This window comes from Prevotella ihumii, assembly GCF_900155655.1.
GTDB classification, from domain to species: domain Bacteria; phylum Bacteroidota; class Bacteroidia; order Bacteroidales; family Bacteroidaceae; genus Prevotella; species Prevotella ihumii.
The window spans coordinates 1,340,976-1,362,098 of the sequence record NZ_LT706987.1; the positions used below are offsets into that span (position 1 = coordinate 1,340,976).

Consider the following 21,123-nt stretch of genomic DNA (forward strand, 5'->3'; position numbering starts at 1 on the left):
GCCATTATTCCATTATATTAATGTACTTTTGCGAACAAATACGCTATACGATATGATTATGAAGAAAAAGATTTGTTGGGCATTCGTGCTGTTGCTTACTGCCTTTTCTGTTCCGATGATGGCACAGAATGGAGCGGATAAAGACCATAACTTCAAGGTGGCAAAGAACTTAGAAACGTTTTCGGCTATTTATAAGTACTTGGACTTGATGTATGTTGACACGCTAAATGCCGACGAAGTGATAGGTACGGGCATCAATGCGATGCTTCGATCGTTAGACCCTTACACGGTTTACTATCCTGAAGAAAAGGTGAAAGACCTGAATATGATGATTTCGGGCAAGTATGCCGGCATCGGGGCGCTTGTGCGTTACAACCTCGTATTAGAGAATGTGGTCATTGACGAACCATACGAGAGTATGCCTGCGGCTGAAGCGGGACTAAAGAAAGGCGATATTATTCTTGCTATCAACGACTCTTCGATGGCGAAAAAGAATGTTGCCTACGTTAGTGAACGATTGCGCGGAGATGTGGGAACAAGTTTTATACTCAAAGTAAAACGACCTACCACGGGCAAGGTGATGAAGTTTAAAATCACTCGAAAGGCTATCCAGATGCCTGCTGTTCCTTATTATGGATTGCAAGCCAATGGCATAGGCTACCTCAATTTGAATAGTTTTACTACCGACTGTGCTAAGGACGTGCGCCGTGCTTTCATCGAAATGAAGAAACAAGGTATGCAGTCATTGGTGTTCGACCTGAGAAACAATGGCGGTGGCTCGCTGCAGGAAGCTATCAACATCGTGAATATGTTTGTGCCAAAAGGGCTTACGTTGGTGAAAACCAAGGGTAAGTTGGAGCGTGCCAATAGAGAATACAAAACCACTGTTGAACCTGTCGATACCGTGATGCCAATTGTGGTGTTGGTAAATGGTGAAACTGCAAGTTCAAGCGAGATAACCAGTGGTAGTCTGCAAGACTTAGATCGTGCCATCGTTCTTGGTAGTCGCACTTACGGGAAAGGGTTGGTGCAAGCTCCTATGGATTTGCCTTACAATGGCAACTTGAAGCTTACAACGAGCAGATATTACATCCCAAGTGGCCGTTGTATTCAAGCCATCAATTACAAACACGGAAAGGGCGGCTATATGGAACACGTACCCGACTCGCTTACCAAGGAGTTTCGCACATCCAATGGTCGTGCGGTGCGCGATGGAGGCGGTATCAAGCCCGATGTGGAAGTGTTGCCCGACTCGTTGCCCAACCTCGCTTTCTATATCATAGGTAGTGGGGTAGACTCTACGGAGGTGCTTTTGAATTGGGAAATTGAGTATATGAAGCGTCACGCTACCATTGCGCCAGCCAAAGACTTTATGATTACGGACGAAGACTTTGAAAGTTTTAAGGCTGCAATGTTGAAGAGTGGGTTCAAATATGACCGTCAGAGCGAGAAGTTTATGAAAAATCTTGTAGAGGTAGCCAAGTTAGAAGGCTATTATGATGATGCTAAACCAGAGTTTGAAGCATTAGAAAAGAAACTTCAACACAATCTTGCTAAAGAACTCGACCACCATAAAGAAACCATCAAACGCCTCATTACAGCCGACCTTGTGGCAATTTATCACTATCAGCGAGGCACGATAGAGAATAGTTTGCAGTTTGATAAGCAATGGAAAGCTGCGGTGGAGCTGTTGCAAAATAAGGAGAAATACAATAAGTTGTTGCAACCTAAGGGGGAGTAAGGGCTTATTGGGAATTATAGCCAATAGTTATGTGGGGGCAGTTTTGTCAGACTTGTCGGACCTGTCGGACTTGTCAGACCTGTCAGACTTGTCAGACTTGTCCGACAGGTCTGACAAAACCGCAGCAAACGAAGGTGTTCCCCACATCTCCTTATCCAAGTAAAACTTAGATAAAAGACTCTTGTCGTTCTGTTTTATTTTACATCATTTTACGCTTAAACCACTGTTCAAATACAGGGTCGGTAAGGGTTATCGTTTTGTTTTCGGAAGTGATGATGTCGCGTTCTAACAATGCTTTCTTTAGTCGAGCAATGTTGGAGTAACTACCCAATTTATAAGTTTCTCGTATCTCTGCAAGTCCAAAGTCGCTATGTACTCCATTGACCACGGCACGCAAGAAGTTGAATTGATATTCGGAAAGCGGTTCAACCATTTGCATAAAGAGAATTTCATTTACATTCAGCAAGTCTTGTTTTGCTATGTTTACGCTTTCTTCTGTTACTCCTTCACCCTCTTTGGTCTGTGTGTAGAGTATCCACGCCAATTGTTGAACGTAAGAAGAATAGTTGTCTACAAAGGTACAAATGCTTTCTGCCTGCTCGTTGGTAATGATTTTGTTGCCATCGGCAAAATGACTTACAATGTATTCCACCCATTCTTTGGTTGATATTTTTTCTAATGCAATGAGGTCGCCAAACTGATAGAATGGCATGCTGCGATGAAGAAATATACTGCTCATAAGGTGGCGTTTGCTGCCAAAAAGACAATACGACACGTGTTTCTGATGTTGCCAAATGGCTCTTAGTCGAGCTTGCACCTGCGCACTATTGTCCATTTCGCCTATCTGTTGAAATTCGTCAATACACACCACAATGCGTTTTTGCTTTCGTACGGCTATATTCTCGGCTAAAGAGAGAACTTCTTCGGGCGAATGGGTCTTAGGTGTTATGCCTAAAGCGATGCTAAATTCGGAAGTGGGGTTGGGCGAAAGCGATATTTTAGGGGCAAGGCGAAGCATAAAATCTTTTGCCTCGTCCAACCATAACTCTTTGCGTGAGGCGGTCTGCTTCAATACCTCTGTTGCCAACTTGTTATAGAAATCGTATTCCGACTTGCAGCTAAAAATATCAAGATATACTGTAATTATTTCTTCGGATTTAAGCTGTTGGCACACGTGTTTTACAAGCGAAGTTTTACCCAAACGACGTGCCGACATCAAAATGACGTTGATACCAGAGCGGAAAGCTGTTTTTAAGCGTTCTGTCTCCTTGCTTCTTCCCGTAAAATTATAGTCGGTAACTGCTGTACCAAAAACAAACTTTCTTTCCATAACATCGTTTTTTAAAAAGTAGATTATGTGGGCAAAGATACAAAAATAATCGTTATCACACAACTTTGTATCACACAACTTTGTGTTACTTGTGTTTTGTTTCCTTTTACATTACTTTTTTTGAGGTCTATTTTAACATTTAACCCAAATCGGCCATTAGCCCGCAAAGGCTTTTTAAAGCGTTTAGATGTTATGCTTTTCTTCGTCTTTGCACCTTATTTTGGCTCTTTTCGTTTGTTGTTTCAGTTGTTTAGCTCGCTTGGGTTTAAGGGAACAGAGTATCAAAGGAGGAGTTAAAAAATATTAACTTTTAATCTTTTGTGTTTGAGTTATAATAATTTTGTTGTCTTCTTTATGTATTTAAGAAATAATATAAAGCGATGAGAAGTATTTTGTTTTTACTACTACAAGTTGTGAGTATTCAATTGACTGCGCAAGTCTTAAATGGAGTTGTTGTGAACGATAAGGACGAAGCAATACCTTTTGTAAATATTGCTGTTCTTTCTGTATCCGACTCAACCTTGCTTGGCGGTACAACTACGAATGAGACAGGTAAGTTTTCCATTGAGTGTAAATCAGTACCCTGTATATTAAGGTTTTCCTCAATAGGCTATACCACGTTTTATAAAAACTATAATGGTGAGCCTACTGCTACTATAAATTTGGTTGAGGATAGCAAGCTGTTGGGAGAAGTAGTTGTGAAAGGAAAACAACGTATTTATAGAATGACTGCTGAAGGACTTAGTGCTACTATTCAAGGTAGTGCTTTGAGCAAACTTCCTGAACTATCCGATGTACTCAACCAGTTGCCTTTTCTTAATGTGTCTAATGGTGTGATAAGTGTGTTGGGCAAAGGCAGCCCTCTTATCTATCTTGATGGTAGAAAAATAACTGATAATACAGAACTGAAAGGATTGAAAGGAAACCAAATAAAGAATGTCGAGGTGATAATGAATCCAGGTAGTTGTTATGCTTCAAATGTAGGGGCTGTGATACGTATTACTACTATTCGTAACCAAGGCGATGGTTGGTCAGGCTTGTTTCAATGGTCGGGTATTCAAACACATAGATTTGCGCAAGAAGATTTTGCTAAGTTTAATTATCGTAAGAATGGTTTTGATGTTTTTGCTTCAACCTACTATCGTGAAAGTAGAAATGAAGGCGACCAAACAAATAAAATGTTACTTTCATATTTAGATAAAACCATAGCTGTAAATAGCACAGTTGCAATGAAGTCTATCGCTAAATATATTGTTCCTGTGGTAGGAATAAATTATGCATCGAATGACAATAGCTTGTATGCAGGAATGAAGTATTTCTATTCTCGCACCATTAAAATGCCTTATACTTCTAATGGAGAGCTTCGTTCTTCCGATTTAGAAGGTGACCATATAATGAATACATTTTATTTTCAGAATAATTATGGTGGGCAACATAATGTAACGGGATATTTTCTAAAAACTTTTAAAAATAAATGGCAGATAGAAGCAAATGTTTCGTATGCAGGTCTTAACCTCATAACCGACCTTAGTACAACGGAGATGGAACAAAATAGAAATGTAATTGTAGGAAGTCAAAACGATAGGAAGTCGAATGTGTATGCAGAAAATATAATGTTGTCTAAGCCATCTTCTATTGGTAAATTTACCTTTGGAGAAGAATACATATATAGTAATAGCAAACAAAAGTTTGACCTTACTGATGACGCACACGTTACAATACTTTCATCAAATAATAATCAAACAATACAAAACTCGATAGCTCTTTTTGGACAATACAACAAACAATGGAAACATTGGAGTACGAATGTGGGATTGCGTTATGAGTGGGTGAACTTCAATTTTAAGTTGAATAACATCAAGCAAGCAGAGCAATCTAAAAAGTATAGCAGTTTATTGCCAACGCTTTCGCTCAGTTATTCTAAAGAGCAATTCGGAGCTACTCTATCTTTTCGTTCTACTATAATGCGTCCTCCATATAGCGTATTGCGTTCCAGCACATCTTACAACGACCGATATACTTATGAAAGAGGCGACCCCTCATTGCGTCCTTGCTATAAGTATGATTTAGGTTTGCTTCTACGTTATAAAGATTTTGTGATGAGTGCAAACTATGTTTACTTGAAAGATGGCATTAGTTTTTATAAAGCATTGATAGACAATCAGCCCATTGCGTTGAGTACACATATTAATACAGATTATAGCTCTTTGCGAGTTCAAGCCACGTATAGCTCAACTTTTGGAATTTGGAAACCTACTGTTACATTGGGCGGATATGTTCAACATCTTAATTATAAAGGAATGAGTTATACAAAACCTTTATTAATTTACGCATTTAAAAATATGCTGTCGTTTTCTAAATCATTCTTTGCAACCTTTAATCTTGTAGGTAAATCTGCTGGTAATGATGAATTGGTTTATCGATATTCTAATTTAAATACCTCTGTTTCAGTTGTCAAAGATTTTCCTTGTGGTTTACAACTATCGTTTATAATAAGCGATATTTTTAATACATCACGTGAATATTGGAGTGCAAATTCTCCAGGGCTATCTTTTACGAAATGTTTGAAAGGTACTGTACAAGCGTTTTATGTTACTTTGCGTTATAGTTTTAATACTGCAAGTAATAAATACCGAGGTAAAGGTGCTGGTAATGACGAAATAAAACGATTGTGATATTTGGAATTATGTGCAAAAAAACTATGGTTTTTAGTTGGAATTACGTGCAAAAAGGTAACTTCTTTAGTTGGAATTATGTGATTAGTGCGTAAAAAAGATGTTTGCAAAGGCTTTTTAAAGCGTTTAGCTGTTATGCTTTTCTTCGTCTTTGTACCTTATTTTGGCTCTTTTCGTTTGTTTTTTTTAGTTGTTTAGCTCGCTAAACATCTTCAAAAACAACCAAAAATAGCTCAAAATAAGCTCGCAAATCTCGAAGAAGTCTAACGACCGATTTGGGTTGAAAGAAGGACTGGCAATGTAACATAATTAATAGAAAAGGTGCGAAATGTTTGGAAAACTGAAGAAAAGTTCGTAACTTTGCATCGTTCAGTGGAATGAGGGGCTTTTCGGAAGCTCCTCATTTTTCATATTAAGGTGGGTTCTAATCATTAGCTTTAATGTCGTTTGAGGCTATTTTTGAGAACAAATCGCAAATGAATAAAGGAGTGTAGTGTGCTACACGACTGAAAGAATGAACGACTTGAGCCAAAAAGAGCATAAAAGAAATTGAAACGTAACCCATTATTCTTGATGTTAATTTACGGTGGTAATTATTAGAAGCCACCTTAAGACAATTTATGATAGATAAAAACGTAGTAAAAAAACTTGTTGACGAATGGTTGGAAGGCAAAGAGTACTTCCTTGTTGACATTCAGTTGAGCCCCGATAGTAGAATCGTAGTTGAGATAGACCACGCTGATGGAGTGTGGATAGAAGACTGTGTGGAGTTGAGCAAATATATTGAAGAACATCTCTCACGTGACGAAGAAGACTACGAGTTGGAAGTGGGTTCGGCAGGATTGGGTCAGCCATTCAAAGTTCCACAACAATATGTCAACTTTATTGGTAAAGAAGTTGAGGTGTTGGATAAAGATGGCAGAAAGGTGAAAGGCATCTTGAAGAGCGTTGACGGCAACGACTTTGTGGTTTCGGTAAACGAAAAAGTACAAGTGGAAGGAAAGAAACGCCCTGTAAAAATGGACGTAGACCACGAGTACAAGATGGATGAAGTAAAATATACAAAATATATAATTAGTTTCAAGTAAAACTATGGCAGCAAGAAAAGAAGAAGAACGTCCGAATATGATCGAGACCTTCAAGGAATTTAAAGACACGAAGAGTATCGATCGCACGATGTTGGTAAGCGTTTTGGAAGAGAGCTTCCGCAATGTGATTGCCAAGATTTATGGTTCGGATGAGAACTTTGACGTTATTGTGAACCCTGATAAGGGCGACTTTGAAATATATCGCAACCGTGTTGTGGTGGCAGACGGTGAGGTGCAGGACGAGAATAAGGAAATTAGCTTGACCGATGCACAAAAGATAGAACCTGACTATGAAGTGGGTGAAGATGTTTCTGAAACTGTAGACTTCGCTAAGTTTGGTCGCCGTGCTATCCTCAACCTTCGCCAAACTTTGGCATCTAAGGTGTTGGAGTTGGAACACGACTCATTGTACAATAAGTACAAAGACCGTGTGGGACAGATTATTTCGGGCGAGGTTTACCAAACTTGGAAGCGTGAAGTGTTGTTGGTAGACGAAGACAACAACGAAATGATACTTCCAAAGGGTGAACAAATTCCACGCGACCAGTATCGTAAGGGCGAAACCATACGTGCGGTAATCTTGCGTGTGGATAACGAGAATAACAATCCAAAGATTATTCTTTCGCGTACTGCGCCAAGTTTCTTGCAACGCTTGTTGGAAGCTGAAGTTCCTGAAATAGAGGATGGACTTATTGCTATCAAGGGCATTGCTCGTATGCCGGGTGAGCGTGCGAAGATTGCTGTAGAGAGCTTTGACGACCGCATCGACCCAGTAGGTGCTTGTGTGGGTGTGCGTGGTAGCCGTGTACACGGCATTGTGCGTGAGCTCTGCAACGAGAATATAGACGTAATCAATTGGACTGCAAATACTAAGTTGTATATTCAGCGTGCTTTGTCGCCTGCTAAGGTAAGCAGTCTTACTATTGATGAAGAAAACAAGAAAGCAGAGGTATTCCTTCAGCCTGAAGAAGTAAGTTTGGCTATCGGTCGTGGTGGTATGAACATCAAGTTGGCAAGTATGTTGACAGGTTATACCATTGATGTGTTCCGCGAGTTGGACGAACAAGCTGCTGAGGAAGACATCTACTTGGACGAATTTTCTGACGAAATCGACCGTTGGGTTATTGATGCTGTGAAGGCAATCGGTTTGGATACCGCTCGTCAAGTACTCAATGCTCCACGTGAGATGCTGATAGAAAAGGCTGACCTTGAAGAAGAAACCGTCGACAATATGTTGAACATTTTAAGAGCAGAATTTGAAAGTTAGGTGATAGTGGACAGGTGTTGAGGCATATCTCCGCAGCAAGGAGGTAAATACTTGTTAGAAACCACTTCACCTGTCTATGAAACAAGCAAACATAAATTCACCAAACATTCAAAAAGAAAGATAAATATTAATGGGTATCAGATTAAATAAAGCAATTCGAGAACTTAACATCGGACTCCAAACGGCAGTGGAGTTCTTAGAGAAACGACAAGAGTTAGGTGAAATCAAGAACGACCTTGGTTTCAAACTTAACGATGAACAATACAAAGCACTTGAAAAAGAATTCAAGGGCGACCAAGCAATCAAAAACGATGCAGCAAAAATCTTCACTAAGAAACAAAAGGAAAAGAAGCAAAAAGCTGCAGAACATAAGGCAGACGCTGTCTTGAAGAAAGAACAACCAAAGTTTAAACCAATTGGTAAGATTGATCTCGACCAGTTTAATAAACCTGCGGCTAAGACATCTGATGCCTCAAAAGTAAATGCCTCTAAACAGAAAGAAAAGGGTGCTGCCGAAACCCGACAAGAGGAAACAAAAGTAAAGATAACTACTGAAAAGGTTGAGGTGAAAGCCGAACAACCTAAGGAAGTGAAAGCTGAAAAGGCAGTTGAACCTGCAAAGGAAACACAACCTGCTAAGGAAGTAAAGTCTGAAAAACCATCTGCTGCACCAAAAGCAAAAGAAGAAAAAGCAGTAGAAAAAGAAACACCGAAGGTAGAGGCTCCTATCAAAGAAGCTTCAGAAGATAAAGAAAAGCAAAGCAATAAGGAAATGGAGTCTGAAAAGAATGGCATCTACCAAACTTCTAATGAGAAGAAGATGCTCAACCAACCAAAGGTGAATATCTTAGGAAAGATTGACCTAAGTACCATTAACCAAAGTACTCGTCCAAAGAAGAAGACGAAGGAAGAACGTCGCAAAGAACGTGAAGACAAGTCGGCACAGGCTAATGGTGCAAAGAAAAAACGTGTTCGTATAGGAAAAGAACGTGTAGACATCAACGCTGCTGCTAACCAACAACAAGGTGGCGGAAAGAATGGCGGTGGTAAGAAAAATCATAACAACAACCAAAACAATGGAAATAACGGTGGTAAGAACAACAAGAAGAACAACCGCAATCAGAAACCATTGGAGGTAGATGATGAAGCAGTAGCACGTCAGGTAAAAGAAACACTTGCTCGTCTTACCAGCAAGAGCCAAAACAAGAAGGGTGCTAAGTATCGTAAAGAAAAGCGTGAAGCAGTTCAAGAACGATTGAGTGCTGAGGCTAAGGCAGAACGTAAGGAAAGCAAGGTGTTGAAATTGACAGAGTTTGTTACCGTATCCGAATTGGCTACGATGATGAATGTGCCTGTTACCAACGTTATTTCAACCTTGATGTCGGTAGGTATTATGGTGTCAATCAACCAACGCCTTGATGCTGAAACCATCAATATGGTGGTTGATGAGTTTGGCTATACCACTGAATATGTAAGTGCTGAAGTTCAAGAAGCTGTAAGCGAAGAAATAGACGATGAGAACGACCTCGTAAGTCGTGCGCCTATCGTTACCGTAATGGGACACGTTGATCACGGTAAGACTTCGTTGCTCGACCATATCCGCAACACCAATGTAATTGCTGGTGAGGCTGGTGGTATCACACAGCACATTGGTGCATACGGAGTAACCTTAAAGAGCGGTCGTAAGGTAACATTCCTCGATACCCCTGGTCACGAAGCGTTTACCGCTATGCGTGCTCGTGGTACACAGGTAACGGATATTGCGATTATCATTATTGCAGCCGACGACTCTGTGATGCCTACAACTAAAGAAGCTATTGCGCACGCTCAGGCAGCAGGTGTTCCAATGGTATTTGCTATTAACAAAATAGATAAACCAGGTGCAAATCCTGATAAGATACGTGAAGACTTGTCACAAATGAACTTGCTCGTAGAAGAGTGGGGTGGTAAGTATCAATGTCAAGAAATTAGTGCTAAGAAGGGTTTGGGCGTTGCCGACCTTTTGGATAAGGTATTGCTCGAAGCTGATATGCTTGACCTCAAGGCAAATCCTAATCGTAATGCAACGGGTACCGTTATCGAGTCGTCTTTGGACAAGGGACGTGGTTATGTAAGTACAGTCCTTGTATCGAATGGTACATTGAAGGTGGGCGATAATGTTATTGCTGGAACTTCTTGGGGACGTATCAAGGCTATGTTCAATGAGCGTAATCAGCGTATTGAGTCGGCAGGACCATCTGAATCAGCTATTATCCTTGGATTGAATGGTGCGCCAACAGCGGGCGATACTTTCCACGTTATGGCTACCGAACAAGAAGCACGTGATATTGCAAACAAGCGTGAACAATTGCAGCGTGAACAAGGCTTGCGTACACAAACTCGTTTGACCCTCTCTGATATTTCTCGTCGTATTGCTCGTGGTGAGTTCCACGAAATGAATATCATTGTGAAGGGTGATACCGATGGTTCTATCGAAGCATTGTCAGACTCATTCCTCAAGCTCTCTACCGAAAAGGTGAAGGTGAACGTAATCAATAAGGCAGTGGGACAGATTTCTGAAAATGATGTTATGCTTGCTGCTGCTTCTGATGCGGTAATCGTAGGTTTCCAGGTTCGTCCTTCAGCCGATGCTCGTAAGTTGGCAGACCGCGACGGTGTAGAAATCAATACTTACTCTGTAATTTACGATGCGATTGACGATGTAACCTCAACAATGGTCGGAATGCTTGATAAGGTGAAGAAAGAAATCATCACAGGTCAGGTGGAAGTACAGCAGGTATTCAAAATATCAAAGGTTGGAACGGTTGCAGGTTGTATCGTTACCGAAGGAAAGGTACACAGCAAAGACAAGGGACGTGTTATTCGCGATGGTATCGTAGTACATACGGCAGCCATCAGTGCTTTGAAGCGTTACAAAGACGACGTGAAAGAAGTTGTAACAGGTCTTGAATGTGGTATCTCACTTGTTAATTACAACGATTTGCAGACAGGAGACTTGATAGAAACATTCACAGAAATAGAAGTAGAACAGAAATTATAAATATGCTACGCCGCCTCGCTTTTCTACTGGAGAGTTGAGGCGGTTTGTAATTTATGGCAATAAATGTTACCGTTTTATGGCAACAAATGTTATCGTTCAATTCGTGGCATAATAATTGTTTCAACTATTATATATGTATTAAGCAGCGTTTGGTTTGGCAAAAGGGTTAGACGAATACAAGGCGATAAAGCATTTAGCGGCTCTATCGTTTCTTTACAATTTGGATAATTGCTTACGACTAAACGCATAAAAGGTAAAAAGTAAATGTCAGAAAATAATAACAATGAGTATGTAAGGAAGGTAGCCGAACAGAAATACGAGTTCGGTTTTACTACCGATGTGCATACGGATATTATTCCGAAGGGCTTAAACGAAGATGTAGTTAGGCTCATTTCACAGAAGAAAGGGGAACCAGAGTGGCTCCTCGATTTTCGTTTAAAGGCGTTTCGTCATTGGCAAACAATGGAGATGCCAAAGTGGCCGCATCTGAATTTGCCTGAAATAGATTATCAGGCAATTTCTTATTATGCCGACCCATTGGCAAAGAAGCCTAAGAATAAGGAGATAGATCCCGAGCTTGAAAAGACTTTCGACAAGCTCGGCATTCCACTTGAGGAACGATTAGCATTGAGCGGAGTGGCAGTTGATGCGATTATGGACTCGGTTTCGGTAAAGACCACGTTCAAAAAACAGTTGGCAGAGAAGGGGATAATCTTTTGTTCGATAGGCGAAGCAGTGAAGGAACACCCCGAATTGGTGCGTCAATACTTAGGAACAGTTGTCCCTTACAAGGATAATTTTACGGCAGCTTTAAACTCGGCAGTCTTTAGCGACGGTTCGTTTGTTTATATTCCAAAGGGCGTTCGTTGCCCAATGGAGTTGAGTTCGTATTTCCGTATCAATGCGATAAACACGGGTCAGTTCGAGCGCACTTTGATTATTGCAGACGACGACTCGTATGTGAGCTATCTTGAAGGCTGTACTGCTCCGATGCGCGATGAGAACCAGCTTCACGCTGCCATTGTTGAAATTGTGGTATTAGCCAATGCGGAAGTGAAATATTCAACGGTGCAAAACTGGTATCCGGGCGATGAAAACGGAAAAGGCGGTGTATTGAACCTCGTTACAAAGCGTGGCGACCTCCGTGGCGTAAACTCAAAACTGTCGTGGACACAGGTTGAAACAGGTTCGGCTATCACTTGGAAATATCCGTCTTGTATTTTGCGAGGCGACAATTCGCAGGCAGAGTTTTATTCTGTTGCCGTTACAAACAATTATCAAGAAGCCGACACGGGTACAAAGATGATACATTTGGGCAAGAACACGAAGAGTACGATTATATCGAAAGGTATTTCGGCTGGCAAAAGTCAGAACTCTTACCGTGGTTTGGTGCGTGTTGCGCCCAATGCCGACAACGCTCGAAATTATAGTTCTTGCGACTCGTTGCTCTTGGGTTCAACTTGCGGAGCGCACACCTTTCCTTATATGGATGTGCATAACGACTCGGCTATCGTTGAACATGAAGCTACTACATCGAAAATCAGCGAAGACCAACTCTTCTATTGCAACCAACGAGGTATCCCTATGGAAGATGCGATTGGCTTGATTGTCAATGGATATGCAAAAGATGTACTGAACAAACTTCCTATGGAATTTGCTGTTGAGGCGCAAAAACTTCTTTCGGTCACGTTGGAAGGAACGGTAGGATAAGGAAAACAATCGACTATTTTTTAGAGAATATGAAACAGGTGGTATCAATACTTGGATTCTTTGCGGCAATTTCTTGTGCAAATGCCCAAAGTTGGGAGCCAAAAGCATGGCAGAAATATCTCATAGAGCAACAAGTGAAAGCCGATACGCTCAATAAATGTTACTCCATAATGACAAAACACTCTATAAAGTCTAAGAAATTAGACCCTGCTGTTTTGAATTTTGGAACATTCTATGCACCCGAACCAAAAGGCATACTCCAAGAAATGGAAGAGGCAGAAGATTTGGAAAGAATACGAAGAGGCGAATATGAATCACGCAACATCATTGCTGACTTCATTGGAAGCGCATTTGTAGAAATCCTCAATGGAATATTTTTTAGATAAAAACGATTATAATACAAAAACAATATGTTAGAAGTTAAAAATCTGCATGCTACTATTGCAGATAAAGAAATATTAAAAGGCATCGACCTTACAATTAAAGATGGCGAAATACACGCTATAATGGGACCAAATGGTTCTGGAAAATCTACTCTTAGTGCCGTTCTTACGGGCAATCCTTTGTACACCGTAACCGATGGCTCGGCTGTGTTCAATGGGAAAGACCTTTTGGAAATGGGAGCTGACGAACGTGCCAATGAAGGCATCTTCCTCTCGTTCCAATATCCTGTGGAAATCCCTGGGGTGAGTATGACCAACTTTATGAAAGCTGCCGTAAACGCAAAGCGCAAATATCAAGGCTTAGAACCTTTGAAAGCTGCCGACTTTATGAAGTTGATGCGTGAGAAACGCGACCTTGTAGGTTTAGATTCTAAGCTCTCACATCGCTCGGTAAACGAAGGATTTTCGGGCGGTGAAAAGAAGCGCAACGAAATCTTCCAAATGGCAATGCTACAACCTAAACTTAGCATTTTGGACGAAACCGACTCAGGACTTGATGTTGATGCAATGCGTATCGTTGCCGATGGTGTGAACAAGATGCACACTTCCGAAACATCAACCATCGTTATCACCCACTACGACCGACTTTTGGATATGATTAAGCCAGACGTTGTACACGTGCTTTACAAAGGACGCATCGTGAAAACTGGTACAGCCGAACTTGCACGCGAAATAGAAAAGCGAGGTTACGACTGGATTAAGGAAGAAGTAGACGGAAAGTAATCAACTGAGAAATTAAAGTAATGCAAAGCGAACAACAATATATCGACCTGTACAACGAGGCACAAGGAATGATAAAACAACATTCTTACGATGTCTTGAACAAGGTGCGCGATAAGGCCTTCGAGGATTTCAAGGCGCAAGGCTTCCCCACAAAGAAGACGGAACGCTATAAGTATACGGATATTCCAAAGCTATTTGCACCTGATTACGGTCTTAACTTGCAGCGATTAGAAATACCTGTAAGTCCATATCAATCATTCAAGTGTGATGTTCCTAATCTTAGCACATCGCTCTATTTTGTGGTCAACGACCAATTCTATACAAAACAACTCCCAAAGGCACAACTTCCTGAGGGGGTAGTGGTGGATAGCCTTTCAAATGCTATTCAAACCCACTCTGAAGTTATAGCCAACCACTATGCTAAACTTGCCGACACAAGCAAGGACGGACTTACCGCATTCAATACAATGCTCGCACAAGACGGAGTGTTTATTTATGTTCCAAAGGGTGTGAAGATTGACCGCACCATTCAGATTGTGAACATTCTCCGTTCTGATGTCGATTTGATGGTCAACCGCCGTGTGCTGATAGTAGTAGAAGAAGGAGCTGAGGTTTCAATGCTTTTCTGTGATGACTCGGCAGACGACCGTAACTTCCTTGCCACGCAAGTAATAGAAGCCTACGTTGCCGACAATGCAAAGTTGGAATTGAACTGTTTGGAAGAAACCCATCTTAAGAATGTTCGTATCTCCAACGTCTATATAGAGCAGCAACGCAATAGTCGTGTGTCGCATAATGTAATCACCCTTCATAATGGCACTACTCGCAACACGCTCGACCTCGTGTTCCGTGGCGAAGGTAGCGAGTGTTTCTGCAATGGTTGTGTGATAGCCGACCGCCATCAGCACATTGACAACAACACCATTATCAATCACGCCGTAGGCAATTGTGTGAGCAATCAACTCTACAAATACGTCTTAGACGACCACGCTGTGGGGGCTTTTGCTGGACTTATCTATGTGGCAAAAGATGCACAAAAGACCCTCTCTCACGAGGTGAACCAAAATCTTTGCGCTGCTTCTACTGCACACATGTACACCCAACCGATGCTCGAAATCTATGCGGACGATGTGCAGTGTGATCACGGTTCAACGGTAGGACAGCTCAACGATGCCGCTCTCTTCTATATGCAGCAGCGAGGTATCGACAAACGTGAGGCACAACTCCTCCTCGAGTTTGCTTTCGTAAACGAAGTAATCGACAAGATGGAGCTTGTCCCACTCCGTGACCGCCTACACCATTTGGTAGAAAAGCGTTTCCGTGGCGAATTAGACAAGTGTAGTTGTTGTAAATTGTGCCATTAAACCCAAATAGGTCGTTAGACTTCTTTGAGATTTGCGAGCTTATTTTGAGCTATTTTTGGTTGTTTTTGAAGGCGTTTAGCGGGCTAAACAACTGAAAAAACAAACGAAAAGAGCCAAAATAAGGTGCAAAGACGCAGAAAGGCATAACACTTAAACGCTTTAAAAAGTCTTTGTGGGCTAATGACTGATTTGGGTTAAACTGCACTTTTTACAGTTCTTTCTACATTTCTGTCGAATTTTAAATAGCAATAGATTATGTACGATATATCAAAAGTGCGTGAGGATTTCCCAATCCTTTCACGCACAGTTTACGGAAAACCATTGGTCTATCTCGACAATGCAGCTACCACGCAGAAACCACTCTGCGTGTTGGATGCTATGCGTGACGAGTATCTCAACGTAAATGCTAATGTGCATCGTGGTATTCATTGGCTTTCCCAACAGGCTACCGACTTGCACGAGGCAGCACGTGAAACGGTTCGCAAGTTTATCAATGCACGTTCCACAGCTGAGATAGTCTTTACCCGTGGTACAACCGAAAGCCTTAATCTTGTGGCATCTTCGTTTTGTGAAGGTTTTATGGACGAGGGCGACGAGGTGATAGTTTCTAATGTAGAACACCATTCTAACATTGTACCTTGGCAAATCCTTGCCCAACGCAAAGGCATCGTGCTGAAGGTTATTCCTATCAATGAGGACGGTGTGTTCGATATGGAGGCTTTCCAACAGCTTATCACTGAGCGCACCAAACTCGTTAGTGTTGCCCACGTCAGCAACGTAATGGGGACGATAAATCCCGTTCGGGAAATCATTCGTATAGCCCACACCTACGATATTCCTGTAATGCTCGATGGTGCGCAGAGCGTTCCCCATTTTGCAGTAGATGTGCAAGAATTGGATTGCGAATTTTTAGCTTTCAGCGGACACAAAGTGTACGGTCCTACGGGCATAGGTGTGCTTTATGGAAAAGAAGAATGGTTGGACAAACTTCCACCTTATCAAGGCGGAGGCGAAATGATAGAAACCGTCAGCTTTAACGGCACAACCTTCGAGCGACCACCTTTGAAGTTTGAAGCAGGTACGCCCGACTATGTAGCTACCCACGGACTTGCTACGGCTCTCCGATATGTTACCGCCCTTGGTATGGACAATATCCATCAACACGAGCAAATGCTCACCGATTATGCCATTGATCAGTTGCGCAATATCCCCAATATCCGTTTCTTCGGAGTGCCTAACAACACCGATAATGCGCAAACCACGCACCAGCACGATGCAGCTATCAGTTTCCTCATTGGCGATATTCACCCAATGGACTTAGGAACACTCTTAGACCAACTCGGTATTGCTGTTCGCACGGGTCACCATTGCGCCCAACCTTTGATGGAACGCTTTGGCATCAATGGCACAGTGCGTGTATCGTTCGCCCTTTATAATACTAAAGAAGAGGTAGACACTTTAGTGGCAGGAATAGAACGTGTCGTAAAAATGTTTTAGGCAGGTTCTATAAATTAGCTTTGTTAGATTTTGAGCTTATTTTTGAGGTCAAAACTAATGCCCGATTTGGGTTTATAGAACCAGCCTTTACCCAATAGTCCCACTCAACTCCAATGTTGAGTGGGGCTATTTTTATTCCTTACATCTCCACACGCTCCACCCAAACCACAATGCAAACCCTATCTTTGCTACGAACGATTCGTTCAGTACAAATAAGGTAGCAAAAAGTGCCAATTGTGCTTGAATGATTAACCACATCTTACCATTGCTCACTTCCTTGCCCATTACACCACTATAATAGCGACGCAACCATTCTAAAGGCATCAAAGCCCAATCCTTTACTTCCTTCAGAACATCTTTGCCATTTGCAAAGTCGTTCACTTCTTTGTCTATCGCTGTAAATGTAATTTGCTTTTCCATATTCTTTCTTTTTTTTATTGTTTTCTGCTTTATGTCTGCAAAATTATTGTACCTTTGTGCAATATATGTTCATTCTAAAAATTATTTTGTTATCTAAAGTTAATTAATTGATAAATTTTACCCTTATGTTACAAAACGCATATAATATAGATAAGGTGGAAGCAGGGTGCGACGAGGCTGGGCGTGGCTGTTTGGCAGGCAGCGTCTATGCCGCAGCTGTAATCCTTCCTCCCGATTACGAAAACCCTTTGCTCAACGATTCCAAACAACTTACTGAGAAAAAACGCTACCTTCTCCGTGACATTATTCAGCGTGAAGCCCTTGCATGGGCAATAGGCATTGTTACGGCAGAAGAGATAGACAAGATAAACATTCTCAATGCCAGTATTCTTGCTATGCATCGTGCTTTAGACGGATTAAGTCTTCGCCCCGAAGCCATCATTGTAGACGGCAACCGTTTTAAGCCTTACAACGATATACCCTCAACCACTATTGTTAAAGGCGATGGCAAATACCTATCCATTGCTGCAGCTTCCATTCTCGCCAAAACTTACCGCGACGATTATATGAAAACCCTTGCAGCAGAATACCCCCAATACGACTGGGCATCAAACAAGGGCTATCCCACAAAGAAGCACCGTGAAGCCATTCGCCAACACGGCATTACACCTTATCATCGCAAATCGTTCACCCTTCTTCCACCCGAAGAACTATCGCTCAACTTCTAATGCGCAACTCCAAACTCTCCAACCAGCTCGACCTCCTTCTCCTCCTTTCAGACACGCGAGGATATACCATAGCCGAATTGTGCGAACGGATTAACATCTCACGCCGCAACCTGTATTACCTTTTCGACTTTCTTCGCGAAGCAGGATTTGTACTCTTCAAGAAAGGCGATTTGTATCACATTGATAGGCGGTCGCCCTTTTTTGCCCAGCTGCTCAAAACCATACAGTTCTCCGACAACGAAATGCGAACCATTTACAACCTTCTCTTGATGGCAGGTACGGGCAGCGAGGTGGTAAACCAATTGCGCCATAAGTTGGACAACGCCTACAACTTCTCTGTAAACGTCAATTCGCCCCAACATCGCCACATACTCAACAATGTAAAACTCATCAGCACTGCCATCTTGAACAAACGAATGGTACGCATCGTAGGCTATTCCAGTCCGCATAGTCAAACCGTTTCCGACCGCATTGTAGAGCCTTTCTTCTTGATGAACAACAATCAAGATATACGCTGTTATGAGTTGAAGACCAAAATGAACAAAACCTTTCGTATCAATCGTATGGAAAGGGTAGAAATGGTGGATACCCCTTGGCTATATGAAGACCAGCATCGCCAAATCTTTACCGACCTTTTTATGTTTAGCGGTGAAGAACGTATGCGCATCAAACTTCGTCTTGGGCAACTTTCTCGCAATTTATTCTTAGAAGAATATCCGCAAGGCTTTAATTATCTTTCCCCCATCGACGACAATCATTGGTTGCTCGATATTGAGGTGAGCGACTATCGAGGCATTGGACGATTTGTTCTCGGCTTGCTCTCCGATATTCAGATTATAGAAAACGACAAATTCACGACTTTTATCCGCTCCCAATTGCTCCACCATTTGGAGAAACTTGAAACGACATAAGGCAGGTTCTATAAATTAGCTTTGTTAGATTTTGAGCTATTTTTGGTTGTTTTTTGAAAACGTTTAGCGATCTAAACAACTGAGAAAACAAACGAAAAGATCCAAAATAAGGTGCAAAGACGAAGAAAAGCATAACATCTAAACGCTTTAAAATAATGACGATATGCGGTGGTAATTTATAGAACCAGCCATAAGCGTCTGTCATAAAAACCTATTCTTATTGTTCTCTTTTTACTTTCTTCCCCCTTTGCAGTTCCAAACATCTATCTTACACTTCTAAAACATATATGTTTGGGACTGTCAAAGTTCAACTTTGAGGAGGTAAAACATATATGTTTTGCAGTGTCAAACATATATGTTTTGCAAGCCCTTTCTAACCCCTTTATGCTCAATAGGTTATCTTTCTTTGTATTCTCCTTTCTGTTCTTATTTTCGATTGTTCTATATGCGAACTTCCATTCTTTGTGCTCTATCTACCTTGCCTTGTGCTTTACAATGCGTCTATACTCATTTTACACCTTATTATATATATAGGGGGTGTTCCCCATCTGTTTTATCCTTTTTTATCTTTTCATAAGGTTCATATTCCCAAGCCTTATCCCATACATCTGTAATGTTTAACCCAAATCGCTTTCTATGTTAAAATCCAAATGTTTTGACCATTATTTTCAATTTATGCTGAGATTTTATAATCAGGGGTGAATGTTTGGCGGTTTCTAACCATTGCAGTGACCAAATGCACAAGTTTGTTCTTGACATTGTTCAATGCAACTTGCTTCTTCTTTCCGCGTTCCACGAGGCGCATATAGTACCTCGCCATAACGGGATTGAATTTGACGGCAGCCAGTGCAGCTTGTGTCAGCATGGCCTTTATCTGGCGGTTCGCCATATAATGTACATGCGGATCAGAATGCACACTGGTGCCAGAGTCTTTTCCGAATGGGGCTAAGCCGTAATAGCAGGCAATCTTGCGCGAGTCGTAGTTGAAACGACGGAAGTTGTCTGTATACACCATCAGACAGACAGCGTTCTGCGTTCCTATGCCAGGCACCGAGGTCACGATTGTGAACACCTCGGTGAGCTCTTCGTCCGACTTAATGAGCTCGGCGATTCGCTTGTCTATCTTCTCTACTTCCTTGTTGAGTTCTGACAGGATATGCCTTCCGCTCTGCGAGATCATCGTCTTGATAGGCGATTTCTCCATAGTGAGCTTCTTCTCGCCTCTACGCACCTGAAAGCTGCATCTATGGCGTACCACCATTTGACGATACAGAAACAGCTCTCGTAGTTGTGCAAGTGACTCGCTAAGTGGCTTGTACATAACGGCTTTGTCGTGATTTCTCATAGCGTATTCTGCAATCATCGAGGCGTCGGCGCGGTCAGACTTCAATCGTCTGAGACCTGATGCGTCCTTGATGCTCTTGGCGTTCTCAAGCCACATGTCGTAGCCTTTGCCGTAGAGGAAGTTGCATAGTCCTTTGCTGTAGTCGCCAGTATTTTCACCGCAGAAGAGCCACAGGGAAGGGTCGATGCCGTAGGAATTCTTCTCCACCCACTTGACCAGTTGCTTGTAGCCAGACACTGTTGTCTTGAACTCGTTGAACACTCTTGGGGCCGTTTCTGTCAGACCGTCTGCAAAAATGATAGCCACATCAACTTTTTCTTTCGAAAAATCAACTCCGATAAATAAATTCTTCATATATTTGTACAATTTTATTAAGTAGAATTGGTCGATAGTTGTATGGACTAGAACTCTAAATAGGCTTCGTGTCGATAACTTTCTATCTGGTCTTTGCAACTATGTCGATGAGGTCCGAAACGATTTATAGCTTTTAGCTGGGTCGTTAGCTGGTTTACCTCTTCGACAGACCGATTCTACCTTTTTACAACAAAGGTACGAAACTGTCTTTAGCAATCATAGTTTTACCTTGATTATTTAATGTTTATGCGACTGCGTCGCATTCTTCTGCAAACTTAGAGGTCGTTAGAATAGTCGGACGTGTCCGACCAGTCCGACCAGTCCGACCAGTCCGACCAGTCTGACCAGTCTGACCAGTCTGACCAGTCTGACCAGTCTGACCAGTCCGACTGGTCCGACTGGTCCGACTGGTCTAATTTGTCTTTTCTCCCTATCTTTTCCATAGGTTTAATTTGTTTTGAGTTAATAAAAGTGAAAAACATCATCA

The 21,123-nt window shown here is 41.8% G+C and carries 16 protein-coding genes; 12 read left to right on the forward strand and 4 right to left on the reverse strand.

All coding sequences use genetic code 11. The features are described 5' to 3' along the window. Positions 1–58: 58 nt before the first annotated feature. Positions 59–1,741: a S41 family peptidase gene (locus CZ367_RS06290; protein ID WP_077197382.1), complete on the forward strand. Its 1,683-nt coding sequence runs from the start codon at positions 59–61 to the stop codon at positions 1,739–1,741. A gap of 199 nt (positions 1,742–1,940) precedes the next feature. Here the strand turns inward: CZ367_RS06290 and CZ367_RS06295 are convergent, their stop codons facing one another. After that, positions 1,941–3,071 carry an AAA family ATPase gene (locus tag CZ367_RS06295; protein ID WP_077196087.1) on the reverse strand — a complete coding sequence of 377 codons (1,131 nt, stop codon included), beginning with the start codon at positions 3,069–3,071 and terminating at the stop codon, positions 1,941–1,943. Between the two features lie 380 nt (positions 3,072–3,451). On the opposite strand from CZ367_RS06295, the gene CZ367_RS06300 reads away from it, so the two are divergent. The 9 genes from CZ367_RS06300 (at position 3,452) to CZ367_RS06340 (ending at position 16,878) form a co-directional block, all read left to right on the forward strand. Then, entirely contained in the window at positions 3,452–5,746 is a 2,295-nt protein-coding gene (locus tag CZ367_RS06300; protein WP_077196088.1) for a TonB-dependent receptor domain-containing protein, read from the forward strand. Positions 5,747–6,366: 620 nt separating this feature from the next. Then, complete coding sequence (rimP, locus tag CZ367_RS06305) at positions 6,367–6,834, forward strand: ribosome assembly cofactor RimP (RefSeq protein ID WP_077196089.1); 468 nt, start codon at positions 6,367–6,369, stop codon at positions 6,832–6,834. 4 nt (positions 6,835–6,838) lie between these two features. Beyond that, complete coding sequence (gene nusA, locus CZ367_RS06310; RefSeq protein ID WP_077196090.1) at positions 6,839–8,101, forward strand: transcription termination factor NusA; 1,263 nt, start codon at positions 6,839–6,841, stop codon at positions 8,099–8,101. A 130-nt stretch (positions 8,102–8,231) separates the two neighbouring features. Further along, positions 8,232–11,141, forward strand: a complete 2,910-nt coding sequence (gene infB / locus CZ367_RS06315) for a translation initiation factor IF-2 (RefSeq protein ID WP_077196091.1) — start codon at positions 8,232–8,234, stop codon at positions 11,139–11,141. A 264-nt stretch (positions 11,142–11,405) separates the two neighbouring features. Continuing rightward, positions 11,406–12,851 carry a Fe-S cluster assembly protein SufB gene (gene sufB / locus CZ367_RS06320; protein WP_077196092.1) on the forward strand — a complete coding sequence of 482 codons (1,446 nt, stop codon included), beginning with the start codon at positions 11,406–11,408 and terminating at the stop codon, positions 12,849–12,851. 29 nt (positions 12,852–12,880) lie between these two features. Beyond that, positions 12,881–13,237: a hypothetical protein gene (locus CZ367_RS06325; protein WP_077196093.1), complete on the forward strand. Its 357-nt coding sequence runs from the start codon at positions 12,881–12,883 to the stop codon at positions 13,235–13,237. Positions 13,238–13,261: 24 nt separating this feature from the next. Further along, positions 13,262–14,017 carry a Fe-S cluster assembly ATPase SufC gene (gene sufC / locus CZ367_RS06330; RefSeq protein WP_077196094.1) on the forward strand — a complete coding sequence of 252 codons (756 nt, stop codon included), beginning with the start codon at positions 13,262–13,264 and terminating at the stop codon, positions 14,015–14,017. Positions 14,018–14,037: 20 nt separating this feature from the next. Continuing rightward, the gene (gene sufD / locus CZ367_RS06335) at positions 14,038–15,381 is read left to right on the forward strand and encodes a Fe-S cluster assembly protein SufD (protein ID WP_077196095.1); all 1,344 of its coding nucleotides are present in this window, start codon (positions 14,038–14,040) and stop codon (positions 15,379–15,381) included. 255 nt (positions 15,382–15,636) lie between these two features. After that, on the forward strand, positions 15,637–16,878 hold the full coding sequence (locus tag CZ367_RS06340; RefSeq protein WP_077196096.1) for an aminotransferase class V-fold PLP-dependent enzyme: 1,242 nt from the start codon (positions 15,637–15,639) through the stop codon (positions 16,876–16,878). 132 nt (positions 16,879–17,010) lie between these two features. Here the strand turns inward: CZ367_RS06340 and CZ367_RS06345 are convergent, their stop codons facing one another. Continuing rightward, the gene (locus CZ367_RS06345) at positions 17,011–17,298 is read right to left on the reverse strand and encodes a hypothetical protein (RefSeq protein WP_077196097.1); all 288 of its coding nucleotides are present in this window, start codon (positions 17,296–17,298) and stop codon (positions 17,011–17,013) included. 125 nt (positions 17,299–17,423) lie between these two features. Here CZ367_RS06345 and CZ367_RS06350 point away from each other — a divergent pair, with 125 nt between their 5' ends. Together CZ367_RS06350 and CZ367_RS06355 are read left to right on the forward strand one after the other, a co-directional pair. After that, complete coding sequence (locus tag CZ367_RS06350; protein ID WP_077196098.1) at positions 17,424–18,026, forward strand: ribonuclease HII; 603 nt, start codon at positions 17,424–17,426, stop codon at positions 18,024–18,026. Continuing rightward, entirely contained in the window at positions 18,026–18,937 is a 912-nt protein-coding gene (locus CZ367_RS06355; RefSeq protein WP_077196099.1) for a helix-turn-helix transcriptional regulator, read from the forward strand. Before CZ367_RS06350 ends, CZ367_RS06355 begins: the two co-directional genes overlap by 1 nt. Positions 18,938–19,610: 673 nt before the next feature. Here CZ367_RS06355 and CZ367_RS06360 read toward each other — a convergent pair. Both CZ367_RS06360 and CZ367_RS15375 read right to left on the reverse strand, forming a co-directional pair. Then, the gene (locus CZ367_RS06360; protein WP_077196100.1) at positions 19,611–20,636 is read right to left on the reverse strand and encodes an IS110 family RNA-guided transposase; all 1,026 of its coding nucleotides are present in this window, start codon (positions 20,634–20,636) and stop codon (positions 19,611–19,613) included. Between the two features lie 275 nt (positions 20,637–20,911). Beyond that, positions 20,912–21,079 carry a hypothetical protein gene (locus CZ367_RS15375; protein WP_154669297.1) on the reverse strand — a complete coding sequence of 56 codons (168 nt, stop codon included), beginning with the start codon at positions 21,077–21,079 and terminating at the stop codon, positions 20,912–20,914. Positions 21,080–21,123: the final 44 nt, after the last annotated feature.